Below are 13764 nucleotides of genomic sequence, written 5' to 3' on the forward strand. Positions count from 1 at the left end.
GCCGGGGCGTTGATGGCCCGGTCCCGTTGCCCTCGCGGGCGGGTCAGCCCGGCGGCAGGGCCTGCACCAGGCGCAGCCGCGCCAGGGCCGGGTGCTCGTCGAGCAGCTTCGCGCCGTTCGCGAGCGACCGCAGCGCGGCCGTCTCGGCACGCGCGACCTCCAGCTGCGCCTGGCCCCGGGCCTTGGCCGAGACGAGCTCGGCGTACGCCGCGCGCAGCTCGTGGGGGAGGATCACGTCCTTCACCACGGTGCCGTGCACGACGATGCCGACCGGCTCGGCAGCCACCCGGGCCGCCTCGGTGATCGCCTCGCCGAGCGTGCGGCGCGCACGCCGCGCCACGTCGTCGGCGGTCAGGTCGACCAGCGCGTCGCGCAGGGCGACCTGCACGGCGAGGTAGACGAACGCCATCGGCTCGACGGTGGTCTCGACGAAGCGCTGCGCGTCGGCGACCGCCCAGCGGACCGCCACCGTGACGCGCACGCTCACGCCGTCCGCCGTCGGCACCTCCTGCGGCGCGGTGGTGTCGACGCGCTCGAGCACGAGGACGCGGCGGACCACGGCCCGGCGGGCCAGCCGGTGGCGTCCGGGCTCGAGGACGCGCCGGCAGGTGCCGTCGACGTACTCGAGGGCGCGCTCACCGGCGCTGACGGTGATGGTGGGAAACAGGGACATGGCTGGCCTCCTCTCGTGTCGTGGTGCCGTGTCCGTCTTCGGTTGTCGTGCGCGAGGGAGGACGGGCGGGCGCACGTCCCGCTGCGGGGCACCTGACGTCGTGCTGACCGGCAGGGCCGCTGGCGGCGCGACGCTCGCGCGCCCGCCCGTCCGCCCGAGGAGGGGGAGTCGAACCCCCGCGCTCATCGCGCGTGTGCCAGGAGGCGCCTGTACAGGGCGACCGGCCGGGGTACGACGCGCAGGACCGCCCCCGGCACACCGGGTGGGCTGCTGATCCACGACCGGCCCCCGACGGTACGCGTCGGGGTCGGGCGGCGCCACGGGTTTACGCCGGTGCCGGTCCTCAGGTCAGGTCGCCGACCAGCTCGGCCTCGGCCTCGGCGGGCGTGTGGCGGCCCGGGGCGTCGCCGAGCGCGCGACGGATCGTCGGCGCGCCCAGCGCGACGATGACCACGCCGACCGCGACCGCGGCCGCACCGAACCAGAACGGTGCGTGCACGCCGGCCCGCTCGGCCAGCTTGAGGGCGACGAAGGGGCCCAGCGCGCCGCCGGTGAACCGGACGAACGAGTACGCCGCCGAGGCGACCGGGCGCTCGACGGGGGCGGCACCCATGACGGCCTCGGTGACCAGCGTGTTGTTGATGCCGATGAACGCTCCCGCCACGATGATCCCGGCCGTCACGACCGGCTCGTGCTCGGCGTAGACCGCCATGACCGCGAGGTCGAGCGCGAAGAGCGCGAGGACGGCGGTGAGGGTCAGCATCGTGCCGAAGCGGCGCTGGAGCACCGGCGCCGCCCAGACCGAGGTGACCGCGAGCAGGATGCCCCAGCCGAAGAACGTCCAGCCGATCTGCATGATGCCGTAGGTAGGCAGCGCGAACGGACCCGCGGCCAGCAGCGTGAAGAAGCCCAGGTTGTAGAAGATCGCGACCAGTGCCAGCAGCAGGAGCGCGGGGTGGCGCAGCGCGCGGAACGGGTCCGCCAACGACGTACGGCGTCCTGCGGGCGGCGTCGCGGGCAGGAACACGGCGGTCGCGACCAGCGCGACCGTCATCAGCACCGAGACCCCGAAGAACGGGCCGCGCCAGGACTGCTCGCCGAGCAGCCCGCCGATCAGCGGGCCGGACGCGATGCCGAGGCCGAGCGCGGCCTCGAAGAGGATGATCGCCTCGGCGACCGAGCCCTTGGACGCGCTGACGATCGTGGAGAGCGCGGTGGCGATGAAGAGCGCGTTGCCCAGGCCCCAGCCGGCGCGGAAGCCGATGACGGCGCCGACGCTGCCGGACATCCCGGCCAGCCCGGCGAAGACGATGATGAGCACCAGGCCGGAGAGCAGCGTCCGCTTGGGGCCGATCCGGCTCGACACGACGCCGGTGACCAGCATCGAGACACCCATCACCGCCATGTAGCTGGTGAACAGCAGTGACACCTGGCTCGGGGTCGCGTCGAGCTGGACCGCGATCTCCTTGAGGATCGGGTCGACCAGACCGATGCCCATGAACGCGATGACGCACGCGAAGGCCACGGCCCAGACGGCGCGGGGCTGCTTGAGGAACGAGCTCACGAGGTGCCTTTCTCGAGACTGGTGCTGACGAGGGCCTCCAGCACGGCGACGGCCGTGCCGAGGTCCTCGGTGGTCAGGCGGGGGTGGTCGGCGACGAGGGCGGCGACGTGATCGCCGATGCTGCGCCGGATGCGCCGCAGCCCGGTGCGGCCGACGTCGGTCAGAGCGACCAGGGCGCCACGTGCGTCGGCGGGGTTGGGCGACTTGGTCACCCAGCCCAGCTCGACCAGCTGCGCGACCGCGCCGGACATCGTCGGCTGCGACGAGCGGTCCAGGTCGGCGAGCGTGGTCACGCCCAGGGGCCCGTGCTCGTCGAGCAGCGAGAGGATCCGGGTGCCGGCGGGCAGCTCGAGGTCCCGTCGCACGGCGCGCACCAGCCGTGCGGCGTGCACGACCAGGTCGCCGGCGAGGTCTGCTTCGGTCACCCCCGCATAATGCATCGGAAACCTATGTAATTCCCAGTCGCCGTGTCGCGGTGCGTCAGGATGTGGCCATGGCCACGTACATCGGGTTCCTGCGTGCGATCAACCTCGGGGCGAGGCGGAAGTTCCCGAAGGCGGACATCCTCGCCGCCGTCGAGGCGGCAGGCTTCAGCGACGTCGAGACCTACATCAACACCGGCAACATCCGGTTCGACACGAGGATGCGCTCCCGGGCGCGGATCGAGTCGGCGCTGGAGGAGGCGTTCGAGGCCGACCGTGGCTTCGCGGTCCCCACCATCGTGTTCACCCAGCGTGAGCTGCTCGCCGTCGCGGCGGACGCCGCGCGGTTCGCCGACGGCCACGAGGGCCGGCACTACGTCTCGCTGCTCAAGGAGGAGCCGACCGCGGCCCAGGTGCGCGCCGTCGAGGCCGCCGGGACCGCCGGCGAGGTGGCCAAGGTGGGCGGGCGTGCGGTCCACCTGCTGCTCGGGCCGAACTACCACGAGGCGAAGCTGACCAACGCCGCGATCGAGAAGCACCTCGGCGTGGCGACGAACCGCAACCTGACCGTCATCGAGGAGCTGGCCTCCCGTTGGGGCGGATGACACCTCGGAGGTGGTAGAACTGCCTCCTCGTCGTCCGTTCTCGGGAGGAACCGTCGTGTCCGAAGCCCTGCCCTCGCGCCGTGCCGTCGTCGCCGGAGGTCTCACCGGGGGAGCCGCCCTGGCTGCCGCCGGGTTCACCACGCCGTCGTACGCCGGCCCGTCGTCCCACACCGAGTTCGACCCGCGCCGGCCGGGCAACCAGGTGCGGCTGACCGTGCTCGGCACCACCGACCTGCACGGCAACGTCTTCAACTGGGACTACTACAAAAACCAGGAGTTCGACGACCACAACGCGAACCGTCCGGTCTCGGACGCGATCGGGCTGGCACGCGCCGCCACCTTGATCAAGGCGATGCGGCGCGAGCGCCGCGGCGAGCCGATCCTGACCCTCGACGCCGGCGACACCATCCAGGGCACCCCGCTGGCGTACTACTACGCCAAGATCGACCCGATCGACAAGGACACCGTGCACCCGATGGCGCGCGCGATGAACCTGGTCCGGTACGACGCCGCCGCGCTCGGCAACCACGAGTTCAACTACGGCCTGCGCACGCTGCGCACCTTCGAGCGGCAGCTGGACTTCCCGCTCCTCGGCGCGAACGCCGTCGACCCGGCCACCAAGCGCCCGGCGTTCAAGCCCTACGTGATCAAGACGTTCAACGTCGGGCGCGGGCGGCGGCTGCGGGTCGGCGTGCTCGGGCTCACCAACCCCGGCATCGCGATCTGGGACAAGGCGAACGTCGAGGGGCGGATGGAGTTCCCCGGGCTGGTCGAGCAGGCCAAGAAGTTCGTGCCCGAGATGAAGAAGAAGGGCTGCGACCTGGTGGTCGTGGCGGCCCACTCGGGCGCGACCACGTCGTCGTCGTACGGGGACGCCCTGCCCTACCCCGAGAACGCCTCCTCGCTGCTCGCCCAGAAGGTGCCGCACATCGACGCGATCCTGGTCGGCCACGCGCACCTCGAGATCCCCCAGCAGTTCGTCCGCAACGCATGGACCGGTCAGCAGGTGCTGCTGTGCGAGCCGGCGTACTGGGGCATGCGGGTCGCCCTGATGGACCTGGTCGTCCGCGAGTCCTACACGCGCAGCGGCAAGCTGAAGTGGGTGCTCGTGGGCGCGGGCTCCCAGGTGCTGAACTCCAACACCGTCGACCCGGACCCGGCCGTCGCGGCCGCGGTCCAGGCCCAGCACGACACCGTCGTGTCGTACGTGAACTCCCCGGTCGGCACCTCGACCGCCGCGATGTCGGCCGCGCGCGCCGTCGTCGAGGACGTGCCGATCATCGACTTCGTCAACCACGTGCAGGCCGACGCGGTCAAGGCGGGTCTGAGCGGGTCCGCGGCGTCGCTGCCGGTGCTGTCGATCGCCGCGCCGTTCAACCGGCAGGCGTCGTTCCCGTCGGGCCAGGTGACGGTCCGTGACGTCGCCGGCCTGTACATCTACGACAACACGCTGCTCGGCGTGCAGGTGTCGGGCGCCGACGTGCGCGCCTACCTGGAGTGGTCCGCGCGGTACTTCAAGCAGGTGACCGGCCCGGGCCCGTTCACGATGGCGCAGGTGACCAACGCGGTCACCGCCACCGCACCCAACGGGACCCCGGACTACAACTTCGACTCCGTCGCCGGCCTGGACGCGCCGCTGACCTACGACATCGACATCGCCGCCGACCCCGGCTCGCGGATCAAGCGGCTCGCGTACGACGGCGCCCCGGTCGCCGACGGCGACCAGTTCGTCATGGCGGTCAACAACTACCGCCAGTCCGGTGGCGGCGGCTTCCCGGCAGTCTCCACGGCGCCCGTCGTCTACAACCGGCAGAACGAGATCCGCCAGCTGCTCATCGACTGGGTCACCGCCCACGGCACCATCGACCCGGCCACCTTCGCCTCCGTCGACTGGCGGCTCGTCTCCGGCGACGACCCGGTGACGATCATGGGCTGAGCCGGGAAGCCGCAGGCCGGTCGGAGCTGAGCGCTGCTGGTTGGCTGTAACGCGGGGTTACTGTCGCCGTACGTGCCGCATGCAGCGTGTGCAGCGTCCATATCCCCGCGTTACAGCCAGCCGGCGGCGCGGAGAGGGGCCAGGGTCACTCCCCGCGGAACACCGGCCGGCGGCCCTCGGCGAAGGCGTCGAGGCCCTCGGTGAAGTCGGCGGTGGTGAAGAGCGCGCGCTGACCGGAGTGCTCGCGGTCGAGTGCGCCCTCCAGCTGCGGGAGGGTCGCGGCGTTGATCGCCTTCTTGATGCCGGCCAGGGCGATCGGGGGACCGGCCGCGAGCCGGCGGGCGAGCGTGGCGACCAGGTCGCGGAACTCATCGTCCGGGGCGACGTGGGTGACCAGCCCGGCGGCCAGCGCCTCGGCGGCCGGGAGCGGCTCACCGAGCAGCGCCATCCGCATCGCCCGGGCCCGCCCGATCGAGGCGGCCACGGTCGCCGAGGAGCCGCCGTCGGTCATCAGCCCGATCCGCGAGAACGGCAGCAGGAACGCCGCGGACTCCGCCGCCACGATGATGTCGGACACCAGCGCGGCCGAGCAGGCCACACCGGCCGCGACGCCGTTCACCGCGGCCAGGACCGGCAGCGGGCACCCGACCACCGCGCGGATCACCCGGTTGGCCGCGTCCATGGTCTCGACCGGGTGGTCGGGCGCGAGCCGCAGGCCGGCGAGGTCCGCGCCGGCGCTGAAGCCGGCTCCGGTGCCGGTGACCACCACGACCCGCACGTCCTCCCGTGCCCCCGCCCCCTCGAGCTCCTCGGCGAGCAGCGTCATCATCGGACCGGTCACCGCGTTCAGCGCCTCCGGCCGGTTGAAGGTCAGCGTCAGCACGCCGTCGGCCAGCGACGTCAGCAGGTCAGGCAACGGTCACTCCCGCCGTCCGCATCTCCGCGACCGCCGCGGTGGACGAGGCGGGCGCCACCCCGGCGCACAGCTCGAGCAGCAGCCGCGTCGGGAAGCCGGCGCCCACGGCGTCGAGCGCCGTCGCCCGCACGCAGTAGTCAGTCGCGATCCCGCAGACGTCGACCGCGTCCACCTCGTGCGCGCGCAGCCACTCCGCGAGCGGCACCCCCTCGATCGAGCGGCCCTCGAAGCCGGAGTACGCCGCCGCGTGCTCGCCCTTGAGGAAGATCGCGTCGAAGGGCTGCGGGTCCAGGTTGGGATGGAACGCCTCGCCCGCGGTGCCCACCTGGCAGTGCACGGGCCACGAGTCGACGAAGTCCGGCTCGGGCGCCCAGTGGTCGCCCGGCGCCACGTGGTGGTCCTTGGTCGCCACGACGTGGGAGTACGACGGCGCGTCGGGCCCGCGGGCCGACCAGCGCTGCAGCAGCGCCCCGATGTCCGCCGCCACCCGCGCGCCGCCGGCCACCGGCAGCGACCCGCCCTCGCAGAAGTCGACCTGGACGTCGGTCACGATCAACGCGCGCGTCATGGCCCGACCCTAGCGGGCACCCGCGCCCGGACTTGTCGGCCAAAACCATCGCTTGTCGGCGAAAACTTCGGCCGACAAGCGATGGTTTACCCGGTCGACCGGGTAAACCTGCAGCCCGCAGTCACAACTGCAGAGTCGGGAGCACCGGCTCCCCGCGGGACATCTGCTGGATCGCCACGGGCAGCTCGGCGCGGGCGGCGAGGTGCCGCTCGCGGGCGGCGTCGAGGGGCTCCCGGCCGACGACCTCCCCGGCCGCGACCAGCGGCACCAGCAGCGGCCGGTCGTCACCGTCGTCGACCGGAGGCACGCCGACGCCGACCACCTCCGCCTCGGCGACCCCGGCGGCCGAACGGCGCCGCAGCGCGTACTTGCGGCCGCCCACCGAGATCTTGTCGACGCTGCGCTTGGCGACCGACACCATCTCGCCGGACGCGCCCTCCCGGGCGACCAGCTTGTAGACGAACCCGCAGGTCGGGTGGCCGCTCCCGGTGACGAGCTGGGTGCCGACGCCGTACCCGTCGACGGGCGCCGCCGCCAGCGAGGCGATCGCGAACTCGTCGAGGTCGCTGGTCACGATGATCCGCGTCGACGTCGCCCCGAGGACGTCCAGCTGCGCGCGCACCTCGACGGCCTGGACGGCCAGGTCGCCCGAGTCGAGCCGCACCGCACCCAGCGACGGCCCGGCGACCTCGATTGCGACCCGCACCGCCTCGGCGACGTCGTAGGTGTCGACCAGCAGGGTCGTCCCGGTGCCGAGCGAGGTGACCTGGGCGCGGAACGCGTCCTCCTCGCTGTCGTGCAGCAGCGTGAACGAGTGGGCGCTCGTGCCGGCCGTCGGGACGCCGTACCGCTGCCGGGCGGCCAGGTTGGAGCTCGTCGCGAACCCGGCGACGTACGCCGCTCGCGCGGCCGCCACCGCCGCCTCCTCGTGGGTGCGGCGCGAGCCCATCTCGATGCACGGGCGGTCGCCGGCGACCAGCGTCATCCGTGACGCCGCCGAGGCGATCGCCGAGTCGTGGTTGTAGACCGACAGCAGCAGCGTCTCCAGCAGCACGGCCTCGGCGAACGTCGCCTCCACCACGAGCAGCGGCGAGTAGGGGAAGTAGGCCTCGCCCTCGGCGTAGCCCCACACGTCGCCGCCGAAGCGGTACGACGCCAGCCAGTCGAGCGTCACCGCGTCCACGACGTCCTCCAGGACCCCGAGTGCGGCGTCGTCGAACCGGAACGCCTCGATCGCGTCCAGCGCCCGCCCGACACCGGCCACGACGCCGTACCGGCGCCCCTCGGGCAGGCGCCGCGGGAAGAGCTCGAAGACCGACCGCCGGTGCGCGGTGCCCGAGGCGAGCGCCGCTTGCAGCATGGTCAGCTCGTAGTGGTCGGTGAGCAGCGCGGACGACGGGGCGGTGGAGGGAGGCACGGGGGTCAGTGTGCCAACATGGGGCTCGTGACCGCGCCCGTCGAGGTCGAGCCGACCACCACCGCCGACGAGCTCGTGCAGACCGCCAAGCCGTGGGTGACGATCGTGTGGAACGACCCGGTCAACCTGATGTCCTACGTGACCTACGTCTTCCAGAAGTACTTCGGCTACTCGAAGAAGAAGGCGGAGAAGCTGATGCTCGAGGTCCACGAGGACGGCAAGTCGGTCGTGAGCTCGGGCACCCGAGAGGAGATGGAGCGCGACGTGCAGGCGATGCACGAGTACGGCCTCTGGGCGACGATGGACAAGCAGGACTGAGCGACCACAGATGAGTGCCTTCCACCGGCACCGGCGGAGCAAGCGGATCATCGCGACCTTCACCGGCTTCGAGGCCGACCTGCTCCGCTCGCTGGCCGGCCAGCTCGTCGAGCTGCTGCGCAACGAGGCGGCGGTCCCGCGCGACACCGACGACCCGCTCGAGGCGATGCTCGACTTCTCCGGGCCCACGCAGGAGCCGGAGGACCCGGTGCTCGCCCGGCTGTTCCCGACGGCGTACCCGCAGGACGAGGAGGCGGCCGCGGAGTTCCGCCGGTTCACCGAGGGGTCGCTGCGCGACGGCAAGGCGGCCGCCGCGATCGCGATCATCGACGGGCTGGAGGAGGCCGGGCTGCCGCCCGAGCTGACCGAGGACGGGCTGATGATCGACGTCGAGCTCGACCAGCAGGCCGCCGAGACCTGGATGCGCTCGTTCACCGACCTGCGCCTGGCGCTCGCCACCCGGCTCGGGGTGGAGGAGGGGGACGAGGCCTACTGGGCGTCGCTGCCCGACGAGGACCCGCGCACGCAGGCCCACGACATCTACGAGTGGGTCGGCTACCTGCAGGAGACCCTGGTCGCCGCCCTCAGCAAGGGAGGCGTCTGATGCCGATCCCGCCGTTCGTCGCCGAGCTCCGCGCGCTCGTCGGCACCACCGAGCTCTGGCTGCCGGCCGTGACCGCCGTGGTGCGGCGCGACACCGGCCCGCAGCACGAGATCCTGCTCACGCTCCGCGCCGACAACGGCCAGTGGGCGCCGGTGACCGGCATCCTCGACCCGGGCGAGGAGCCGGCCCTCGGCGCCGCCCGGGAGGCGCTGGAGGAGACGGGGGTCGTCGTCACCGTCGACCGGCTCGCGTCGGTCAGCGCCAGCCCGCAGGTGACCCACGGGAACGGCGACCTCGGCGTCTACCTCGACCTGACCTTCGACTGCACCTGGGTCAGCGGCGAGGCCCGGGTCGCCGACGACGAGAACGTGGACGTCCGCTGGTGGCCGGCCGACGCGCTGCCGCCGATGAGCGACTGGCTGCGCCAGCGCATCGACGACGTCCTCGCAGGTGAGACGGCCGCGAGGTTCCGGCAGCCGCCCTCCTAGGCTGGTCCGGTGCTGACCATCGACCAGGCGACGTACGACGCCATCGTCGCGCACGCCAAGCGGGACCACCCCGACGAGGCGTGCGGCATCGTCGCGGGTCCCGAGGGCAGCGACCGCCCGGAGCGCTTCGTCGAGATGGTGAACGCGGCCGGCTCGCCGACGTTCTACGAGTTCGACTCCACCGACCTGCTGCGCCTCTACCGCGAGATGGACGAGCGCGACGAGGAGCCGGTCGTGATCTACCACTCGCACACCGCCACCGAGGCCTACCCGAGCCGCACCGACATCGGTCTGGCGATGGAGCCGAACGCCCACTACGTGCTGGTCAGCACGCGCCTCCACGGGAATAACGAGGGTCCCGTGGAGTTCAGGTCGTACAGGATCGTCGACGGCGAGGTGACCGAGGAAGAGGTCACCGTGGTCGACGCCCTGCCCGCACGCAACTGAGGAGTCACCCCACCATGGCCATCGAGGTCCGGATCCCGACCATCCTGCGCACCTACACCGGCGGCGAGAAGGCCGTCAGCGCCGACGGCGCCAGCCTGGGCGCGCTCATCGACGACCTGGAGGCCAGCCACCCGGGCATCAAGGACCGGCTGATCGAGAACGGTGACCTCCGCCGCTTCGTCAACGTCTACATCAACGACGAGGACGTGCGGTTCATCGGCGGCCTCGAGGCCGAGCTCAGCGACGGCGACCAGGTCGTCGTGCTCCCCGCCGTCGCCGGCGGCTCCCGGTAGGCATGACCCGCTTCGACAACCTCCTGGCCTCGGTCGGCGGCACGCCGCTGGTCGGGCTGCCGAGGCTGTCGCCGTCGGCGGACGTCCGGCTCTGGGCCAAGCTCGAGGACCGCAACCCGACCGGCTCCATCAAGGACCGGCCGGCGCTGCGGATGATCGAGGAGGCGGAGAAGGACGGCACCCTCCGGCCCGGCTGCACGATCCTCGAGCCGACGTCGGGCAACACCGGCATCTCGCTGGCGATGGCGGCCAAGCTCAAGGGCTACCGGATCGTCTGCGTGATGCCGGAGAACACCTCCGAGGAGCGGCGCCAGCTGCTGCGCATGTGGGGTGCCGAGATCGTGTCCTCCCCGGCGGCGGGCGGCTCCAACGAGGCGGTCCGCGTCGCGAAGACGATCGCCGCCGAGCACCCCGACTGGGTGATGCTCTACCAGTACGGCAACGAGGCGAACGCCCTGGCGCACGAGGAGGGCACCGGCCCGGAGCTGCTCGCCGACCTGCCCTCGATCACCCACTTCGTCGCGGGCCTGGGCACCACCGGCACGCTGATGGGGGTGAGCCGGTTCTTCCGCACGCACAAGCCCGACGTGCGGATCGTCGCCGCCGAGCCGCGCTACGGCGAGCTCGTCTACGGGCTGCGCAACCTCGACGAGGGCTTCGTCCCCGAGCTGTACGACGCCTCGCTGATCGACTCGCGGTTCTCGGTCGGCCCGCGCGACGCCGTACGCCGGGTGCGCGAGCTGCTGGAGCTGGAGGGGATCTTCGCCGGCGTCTCGACCGGCGCCATCCTCCACGCCGCGCTCGGCCAGGCCGCCAAGGCGGTCAAGGCCGGCGTGCCCGCCGACATCGCCTTCGTGGTCTGCGACGGCGGCTGGAAGTACCTGTCCACCGGCGCCTACGAGGGCACCGTCGACGACGCCGAGGACCGCCTCGAGGGCCAGCTCTGGGCGTAGCGAGCCCGTGGATGAATCCCCGGTCAGCCGGGGAAACCTGACGTTGTCAGGGGTTGCAACGCCTGACAACGTCATGAAGAGGCCGACAACCCCGGATGAATCCCCGGTCAGCCGGGGATTCATCCACCGTCATCAGTCCAGCGAGGCCGGCTCCGACCGCACCAGGTCGCCCTCGCCGAGCTCGCCGGAGGAGATCTCCTCCAGCGTGTCGCCCATCATCGACCGGGCCGAGCGCAGTGTGCCCTCGAGGTAGCCCCGGCAGCTCTCCGCGTCGCCGAGCTCGAGCGCGTAGACCGCGGCGGTCAGGCCCTGCACGATGTTGTCGTTGATCTCCACGGCCTGACGCCGGCGCAGGCGGCCCTCGTTGAGCCGGACCGCGGCCGCCTCGCGCTCCCGCTCGGCGAGGACCTGGTCGGTGACGTCGATGCAGGTGCCGCGCATCCGCTCGGGGGAGCCGTCGGCGCCCATCACCACCTGCCCGTTGGAGTGCAGGTAGCGCACCTCTCCGTCGGGCCGGACGATCCGCTCGATCATCTCGTAGGGCTCGCCGGTCGCGTAGGAGTGCTGGTGCAGGGCCTGGATCCGGTCCCGGTCGTCGGGGTGGATCATCGACAGGAACCGCTCGTAGGACGCGTTGAACGACTGCGGCTCGTAGCCGTAGATGCGGTAGAGCTGGTCGGACCACCGGTTGGTGTCCGTGGGGATGTGCCAGTCGTAGTCGCCCATGTTGGCCAGCTGCTGCGCGTTGTCCATGCGCTGGCGGAGCTGGGCGAGCTCCTCCTCGGCGTCCATGCCCGAGATTGTCACCCGCCGAGCGCGGTCTGGCCACCACCGATCGGGCACGCGTGACGGCCGTCTCGGGTGACGTGCGTCGCGTGACCTGCGAGATGGGGGTGTGACGTCCTAGCCTTCTGGCTGTGCACCCCCCGACGACCACCGACCTGCGAGACGCCCCCATCGGCATCTTCGACTCCGGATTCGGCGGTCTCACGGTGGCCCGGTCGGTGATCGACCAGCTGCCGCACGAGTCGATCGTGTACGTCGGCGACACGGCCCGCCAGCCCTACGGGCCCAAGCCGATCGGGGAGGTCCGCGAGTACGCGCTGGAGTGCCTGGACCACCTGGTCGCCCTCGGCGTCAAGGCGCTGGTCATCGCGTGCAACTCCGCGAGCGCGGCGATGCTGCGCGACGCCCGGGAGCGCTACGACGTGCCGGTGGTCGAGGTGATCCTCCCGGCCACGCGGCGGGCGGTGGCCGCGAGCCGCACCGGGCGGATCGGGGTGATCTGCACGCGGGCGACCGCGGAGTCCCTTGCCTACGAGGACGCGTTCGCCGCGGCCCCGCACGTGCGGCTGTCGACCCGCGCCTGCCCGCGCTTCGTCGACTTCGTCGAGGCCGGGGTCACCGGGGGCGAGGAGCTGATCCGGGTGGCGCACGACTATCTCGACCCGCTGACGAGCGAGGGCGTGGACACGGTGATCCTGGGCTGCACCCACTACCCGCTGCTCACCGGCGTGATCTCCTACGTCATGGGTGACAACGTCACGCTGGTCAGCAGCGCCGAGGAGTGCGCCAAGGACGTCTACAAGATGCTGGTGCGCACCGACCTGATGCGCCCGGGGGGCGTGCCGTCGTACACGTTCCTCACGACCGGGTCGCCGGCCGAGTTCGAGACGATCGGTCACCGGTTCCTCGGCCCCGAGCTCACCGGGGCGTCGCAGTTCGTCGGTGGGCTGGTCTGATGAGGCTCACCGTCGTGGGCTGCTCCGGCTCCTACCCCGGGCCCGAGTCGCCGGCGAGCTGCTACCTGCTGGAGGCCGACGACGCCTCCGGACGCCGGTGGCGGGTGCTGCTCGACCTCGGCAACGGCTCGCTCGGGGCGCTGCAGCGGTACGCCGACCCGCTCACCGTCGACGCGGTGCTGCTCAGCCACCTGCACGCCGACCACTGCCTGGACCTCGCCGGCTACTACGTGCTGCGCAAGTACCACCCGACCGGACCACAGCCCCGGATCCCGGTCTGGGGGCCGGCCGGGACGGCGGACCGGATGGCGCGCGCCTACGACCTGCCGGCCGACCCGGGCATGCACCACGAGTTCGAGTTCCACGAGTGGGACGGCCCGGTCGACGTCGGTCCCTTCCGGGTGACGCCGGTCCGGGTCGCGCACCCGGTTCCGGCGTTCGGGCTGCGTGTCGCGGCCGACGGCCGCACGCTGGCCTACACCGGGGACACCGGTCCCACCCCCGCGCTCGACGACCTGTCTCGCGACGCCGACCTGCTCCTCGCCGAGGCGTCCTTCCGGGAGGTCGACGACAACCCGCCCGACCTCCACCTGACCGGCGCCGACGTGGGCGCGGTCGCCGCGCGCGCCGGCGTACGCCGGCTCGTGCTCACCCACGTGCCGCCGTGGCACGACCCCGAGGACGCGTTCGCCGAGGCGGTCGCCGTGTACGACGGCCCGACAGAGCTCGCGCGCGGCGGCGCCGTCTACGACGTCTGAGCCGTGCCCCGCGAGGGCGGTCGGCTCACGGGGTCTCGACAAGCTCGACCACCGGTGGTC

At 72.3% G+C, this 13764-nt stretch carries 17 protein-coding genes; 10 read left to right on the forward strand and 7 right to left on the reverse strand.

Annotation, left to right across the window (positions count from 1 at the left end):
• Positions 1-43: 43 nt before the first annotated feature.
• The 3 genes from ACILRH_RS19465 to ACILRH_RS19475 form a co-directional block, all read right to left on the reverse strand.
• Entirely contained in the window at positions 44-673 is a 630-nt protein-coding gene (locus tag ACILRH_RS19465; protein ID WP_395695724.1) for a slipin family protein, read from the reverse strand.
• Positions 674-1016: 343 nt separating this feature from the next.
• A complete protein-coding gene (locus ACILRH_RS19470; protein ID WP_395695725.1) occupies positions 1017-2237 on the reverse strand; it encodes an MFS transporter in 1221 nt (406 codons plus the stop codon).
• Positions 2234-2662, reverse strand: a complete 429-nt coding sequence (locus tag ACILRH_RS19475; protein ID WP_395695726.1) for a MarR family winged helix-turn-helix transcriptional regulator — start codon at positions 2660-2662, stop codon at positions 2234-2236. The genes ACILRH_RS19470 and ACILRH_RS19475 overlap by 4 nt, the downstream gene beginning before the upstream one ends.
• A gap of 68 nt (positions 2663-2730) precedes the next feature.
• Here ACILRH_RS19475 and ACILRH_RS19480 point away from each other — a divergent pair, with 68 nt between their 5' ends.
• Together ACILRH_RS19480 and ACILRH_RS19485 are read left to right on the forward strand one after the other, a co-directional pair.
• A complete protein-coding gene (locus tag ACILRH_RS19480; protein ID WP_395695727.1) occupies positions 2731-3264 on the forward strand; it encodes a DUF1697 domain-containing protein in 534 nt (177 codons plus the stop codon).
• Between the two features lie 55 nt (positions 3265-3319).
• Entirely contained in the window at positions 3320-5200 is a 1881-nt protein-coding gene (locus ACILRH_RS19485) for a bifunctional metallophosphatase/5'-nucleotidase (RefSeq protein ID WP_395695728.1), read from the forward strand.
• Positions 5201-5345: 145 nt separating this feature from the next.
• Here the strand turns inward: ACILRH_RS19485 and ACILRH_RS19490 are convergent, their stop codons facing one another.
• The 3 genes from ACILRH_RS19490 to ACILRH_RS19500 all read right to left on the reverse strand — a co-directional run bounded on the left by ACILRH_RS19490 (position 5346) and on the right by ACILRH_RS19500 (position 8101).
• Positions 5346-6116: an enoyl-CoA hydratase-related protein gene (locus ACILRH_RS19490; RefSeq protein ID WP_395695729.1), complete on the reverse strand. Its 771-nt coding sequence runs from the start codon at positions 6114-6116 to the stop codon at positions 5346-5348.
• The gene (locus ACILRH_RS19495; protein ID WP_395695730.1) at positions 6109-6684 is read right to left on the reverse strand and encodes an isochorismatase family protein; all 576 of its coding nucleotides are present in this window, start codon (positions 6682-6684) and stop codon (positions 6109-6111) included. Before ACILRH_RS19495 ends, ACILRH_RS19490 begins: the two co-directional genes overlap by 8 nt.
• Positions 6685-6805: 121 nt before the next feature.
• Positions 6806-8101 (reverse strand): nicotinate phosphoribosyltransferase, encoded by a 1296-nt coding sequence (locus tag ACILRH_RS19500; RefSeq protein ID WP_395695731.1) that lies wholly within the window; start codon positions 8099-8101, stop codon positions 6806-6808.
• Between the two features lie 18 nt (positions 8102-8119).
• On the opposite strand from ACILRH_RS19500, the gene clpS reads away from it, so the two are divergent.
• The 6 genes from clpS to ACILRH_RS19530 are packed head-to-tail and all read left to right on the forward strand — an operon-like array spanning position 8120 to position 11204.
• Positions 8120-8419, forward strand: coding sequence for an ATP-dependent Clp protease adapter ClpS (clpS, locus tag ACILRH_RS19505; RefSeq protein WP_395695732.1), 300 nt, complete (start codon positions 8120-8122; stop codon positions 8417-8419).
• A gap of 10 nt (positions 8420-8429) precedes the next feature.
• A complete protein-coding gene (locus ACILRH_RS19510) occupies positions 8430-9023 on the forward strand; it encodes a DUF2017 domain-containing protein (protein WP_395695733.1) in 594 nt (197 codons plus the stop codon).
• Positions 9023-9511 (forward strand): NUDIX hydrolase, encoded by a 489-nt coding sequence (locus ACILRH_RS19515; RefSeq protein WP_395695734.1) that lies wholly within the window; start codon positions 9023-9025, stop codon positions 9509-9511. Before ACILRH_RS19510 ends, ACILRH_RS19515 begins: the two co-directional genes overlap by 1 nt.
• A 9-nt stretch (positions 9512-9520) precedes the next feature.
• Positions 9521-9958: a Mov34/MPN/PAD-1 family protein gene (locus ACILRH_RS19520; RefSeq protein ID WP_395695735.1), complete on the forward strand. Its 438-nt coding sequence runs from the start codon at positions 9521-9523 to the stop codon at positions 9956-9958.
• Between the two features lie 14 nt (positions 9959-9972).
• Positions 9973-10251 carry a MoaD family protein gene (locus tag ACILRH_RS19525; RefSeq protein WP_395695736.1) on the forward strand — a complete coding sequence of 93 codons (279 nt, stop codon included), beginning with the start codon at positions 9973-9975 and terminating at the stop codon, positions 10249-10251.
• Positions 10252-10253: 2 nt separating this feature from the next.
• Positions 10254-11204 (forward strand): PLP-dependent cysteine synthase family protein, encoded by a 951-nt coding sequence (locus ACILRH_RS19530; RefSeq protein WP_395695737.1) that lies wholly within the window; start codon positions 10254-10256, stop codon positions 11202-11204.
• A 132-nt stretch (positions 11205-11336) separates the two neighbouring features.
• Here ACILRH_RS19530 and ACILRH_RS19535 read toward each other — a convergent pair whose 3' ends face one another.
• Positions 11337-11996, reverse strand: coding sequence for a PAS domain-containing protein (locus ACILRH_RS19535; protein ID WP_395695738.1), 660 nt, complete (start codon positions 11994-11996; stop codon positions 11337-11339).
• 125 nt (positions 11997-12121) lie between these two features.
• Between ACILRH_RS19535 and murI the strand changes: the two genes are divergently transcribed.
• Both murI and ACILRH_RS19545 read left to right on the forward strand, forming a co-directional pair.
• On the forward strand, positions 12122-12946 hold the full coding sequence (gene murI / locus ACILRH_RS19540; RefSeq protein WP_395695739.1) for a glutamate racemase: 825 nt from the start codon (positions 12122-12124) through the stop codon (positions 12944-12946).
• Positions 12946-13704 (forward strand): MBL fold metallo-hydrolase, encoded by a 759-nt coding sequence (locus tag ACILRH_RS19545; RefSeq protein WP_395695740.1) that lies wholly within the window; start codon positions 12946-12948, stop codon positions 13702-13704. The genes murI and ACILRH_RS19545 overlap by 1 nt, the downstream gene beginning before the upstream one ends.
• Positions 13705-13764: the final 60 nt, after the last annotated feature.

The sequence above is a fragment of the Nocardioides sp. genome (genome assembly GCF_044226765.1).
Classification (GTDB): Bacteria; Actinomycetota; Actinomycetes; order Propionibacteriales; family Nocardioidaceae; genus Nocardioides.